This window comes from Syntrophaceticus schinkii (genome assembly GCF_000946815.1).
GTDB lineage: Bacteria > Bacillota > DSM-12270 > Thermacetogeniales > Thermacetogeniaceae > Syntrophaceticus > Syntrophaceticus schinkii.
In genome coordinates this window covers 1-2,745 of record NZ_CDRZ01000067.1, presented here as the reverse complement: position 1 = coordinate 2,745, position 2,745 = coordinate 1, and the positions used below count along the sequence as shown (strand labels likewise).

The following is a 2,745-nucleotide window of genomic DNA, read 5'->3' as shown; positions in this document are numbered from 1 at the left end:
GGATAAGAGATATCGGGCAGTATTCTTGCTGATATGGAAAGGCAGCGTGCGACAGCGGGGTAAGGTAATTAAAGGGTAAGGATCCTCTCAGTATTCCATGACAGGTTTGGTTTGGGTGCTGGGGGATCTCTACATTATCCACACTATGCACACTGACTGGCATTATCTAGCTAGACTTTGATTGGCACCTGAATTCTCAACTTTATGGCAGACTGTCGCTATAATTCTTCCGTTATTGGCGGTGAGAATTGCAGCGTCAAATTGAGTGAGAGGCAACAATAGGCAAGTGTATAGTTCCTTCGTGCGGCAAAAGGAATCAAAATCAGGTAAAAGATGAGCAGAGCCAGCTTGAAAAGAGCGGCATTCACCGGGCTTGCTTCAAAGAGAGAGCGCATCAGGGGATTAAACTCAATTCCGGTCCCATATGAAGACACCAGCCAACAGGTAGAGATCATGTCGAAAATGTTTAAAGCTGCCACTGCCCAAAGCAAACGTGAAAGCCCACCTGAGAATTTTGAAGATGTTTTATCAAAAGATGATGTCATCTGACTGCTCCCTGGAAAATGACACTAATATATAGTATTCCCAGGAGCAGTTAACATGACACTGCTTACTCAGTTACTGCATAACCAAACTCTTGCAGCTTACTGCGGCTAGGTTGCTTTTACATCAGCATGTTCTGAATTTACAAACAAACACCCAATTACCAATATAAAAAAAAGACCCCCATGTATTTCTCCGCTGGGGTTCTTTTCTTCTTAAGCCACGCTATCCCGTTTGCTAGTTTTCGACAAAAGTCGGGTGGTAAACGGTACCTTTGCGAGTATTTGTACTGGCCATTTCCGTTGTCACTTGCCCAATACCTTTTGACAAAAAATATAATATTAATTGATTTATGCTGACACCTTGCTCTGCTGCGGCTTGTGTCAGCTCTTTATGAAGAGATTTAGGCATCCTAAGAGTCAATTTTCCGCTGTAATCATCCTCACTTGAATAATATTTTTTCTCAGGAATCTTTTTTCCACATTCTTTAGCAACTTGAATCCATGACTCAATTGCCTCTCCTGCTTTTCTTATAGCTTCTTCTAATGTATCTCCGTCTGTCATACAACCAGGTAAATCAGGAACTTCAACTAAATAACCTCCTCCATCATCATCTGACAATAATGAAATCTTAAGTCCATAATCAACATCCACTTAAACCTACTCCTCCTTTCCAAAACCCGGATTTAATTCATTAAATATTCTCAAACATTTTATTACGATATATCGTTTTAATGGCTTTCGCCTTCCTCTTGTATCTACAGATATTAATTCGTCTGTATCCGGGTGAGTAAAAATTACATGATCACCTTTACCGGAATATGAATTAAAACCTCCCACTTTAGTCATCAATTTTTCCAAATCTTCAAATCTAACATCTTTTGGATTATTCCTTATTTTATAATATAGTTTTTTATAGTGTGACATTGATGTTCTCCACTATAGTATTCCTTGCGGTACTATATATGATACCACATTAATTATTAGAATCCTTCTTTTTTAAAATATTTTTCGCAATATACATTCTACCCTTCTCAGAATACATTAAAGCTTGTGTTGGTCGGCCGACAGATATGTAGCATTGACCGTGTAAAATATGAATTAGACCGCGGAAACGATGATCTTACGGAATGGGCTAAGAGTGTTTTTAACATATGGTTTGAATCAACTATACAGGATGATGTTATCGGTTGTTATCGCGAAGTTATGAGTTGGGTTAACAGCCGGGACCAGTTCTTAGATAAAGCTAAAAGAGACTTTGCAAATGGGGCAGATGGTTGGTTAGTTGCATATGCAAAGGCGGGAAGATACGTAGTTGTTACCCAAGAACAATTTAAACCAGGTATTAAGAACAAAGTTCCTATTCCAAATGTATGCCAAGCATTCAAGGTTCCTTGCATAGATACATTTACTATGTTGCGTATAATGGGTGTAAAGCTTATAGGATTTGAAATCGCATAACAGTAATAAAAGAATAAAAGATGACAGCCATCTAGGAATAACTGGTAGTACTAACAACTTGAATAATCGTTACGCTTACATTACCCACATTAGACACAAAGGATTATTTTGTTTCCCTCACTGATATTCGACAAAAGTCGGGTGGTAAACGGTACCTTCGCGTTTCGAAAATATTTGATGCGTCTCTTACATTATAATGCTAATTATGGTATAATATATGAGCAAACAATAAGAGTAGGTGCGACTATGGAAAAAGACACTCTTATTATTTATTGGGTTGAAACTGCAAATCGTGATTATGAGACTATGTTGAATTTATACAAGAGCAGAGATTATCTCTGGAGTCTCTTTATTGGCCATTTAGTCATAGAAAAGCTGATTAAAGCAGTATATGTTAAGAATATTAATGATAATCCACCCAGAACACACGACCTGTTAAGGTTAGCGGAAAGGGCAAAAATTCATACAACCGAGGAACAGAAAGATACATTAGATCTCATTACAACTTTTAACCTGAAATCGGCAAGTAAATAGCTTCACAGCGGTCAACAGTACCTGAATCCGTATTAATAACCAGATGTATCCAAATATCCTAATCACATTTACCCTACTGCTTTTTTATCCGCTAATTAACCGGAAAATGAGTAACATTAACCACCACCCTGTTTCCGATAGGATGTTTTGAGATCTGTATCTTGTTTATAATACAGTCTTATTTGTCGTAGTTTCTACTCTTATTAG

General features: G+C 37.7%; 6 protein-coding genes. 3 read left to right on the top strand and 3 right to left on the bottom strand.

Annotated elements, in window-relative coordinates:
* Positions 1-218: 218 nt before the first annotated feature.
* Complete coding sequence (locus SSCH_RS21705; RefSeq protein ID WP_408645691.1) at positions 219-434, bottom strand: DUF5658 family protein; 216 nt, start codon at positions 432-434, stop codon at positions 219-221.
* Between SSCH_RS21705 and SSCH_RS04405 the strand changes: the two genes are divergently transcribed.
* A complete protein-coding gene (locus SSCH_RS04405; RefSeq protein WP_044664417.1) occupies positions 334-549 on the top strand; it encodes a hypothetical protein in 216 nt (71 codons plus the stop codon). The genes SSCH_RS21705 and SSCH_RS04405 overlap by 101 nt on opposite strands.
* Positions 550-780: 231 nt before the next feature.
* Here SSCH_RS04405 and SSCH_RS04400 read toward each other — a convergent pair whose 3' ends face one another.
* The gene (locus SSCH_RS04400) at positions 781-1,197 is read right to left on the bottom strand and encodes a type II toxin-antitoxin system HicB family antitoxin (RefSeq protein ID WP_044664416.1); all 417 of its coding nucleotides are present in this window, start codon (positions 1,195-1,197) and stop codon (positions 781-783) included.
* Between the two features lie 6 nt (positions 1,198-1,203).
* Positions 1,204-1,470, bottom strand: a complete 267-nt coding sequence (locus SSCH_RS04395) for a type II toxin-antitoxin system HicA family toxin (RefSeq protein ID WP_044664415.1) — start codon at positions 1,468-1,470, stop codon at positions 1,204-1,206.
* 126 nt (positions 1,471-1,596) lie between these two features.
* Between SSCH_RS04395 and SSCH_RS04390 the strand changes: the two genes are divergently transcribed.
* The gene (locus SSCH_RS04390) at positions 1,597-2,004 is read left to right on the top strand and encodes a DUF4411 family protein (RefSeq protein ID WP_052835304.1); all 408 of its coding nucleotides are present in this window, start codon (positions 1,597-1,599) and stop codon (positions 2,002-2,004) included.
* A 177-nt stretch (positions 2,005-2,181) separates the two neighbouring features.
* Positions 2,182-2,538 (top strand): HEPN domain-containing protein, encoded by a 357-nt coding sequence (locus SSCH_RS04385; RefSeq protein WP_332306898.1) that lies wholly within the window; start codon positions 2,182-2,184, stop codon positions 2,536-2,538.
* Positions 2,539-2,745 lie beyond the last annotated feature (207 nt).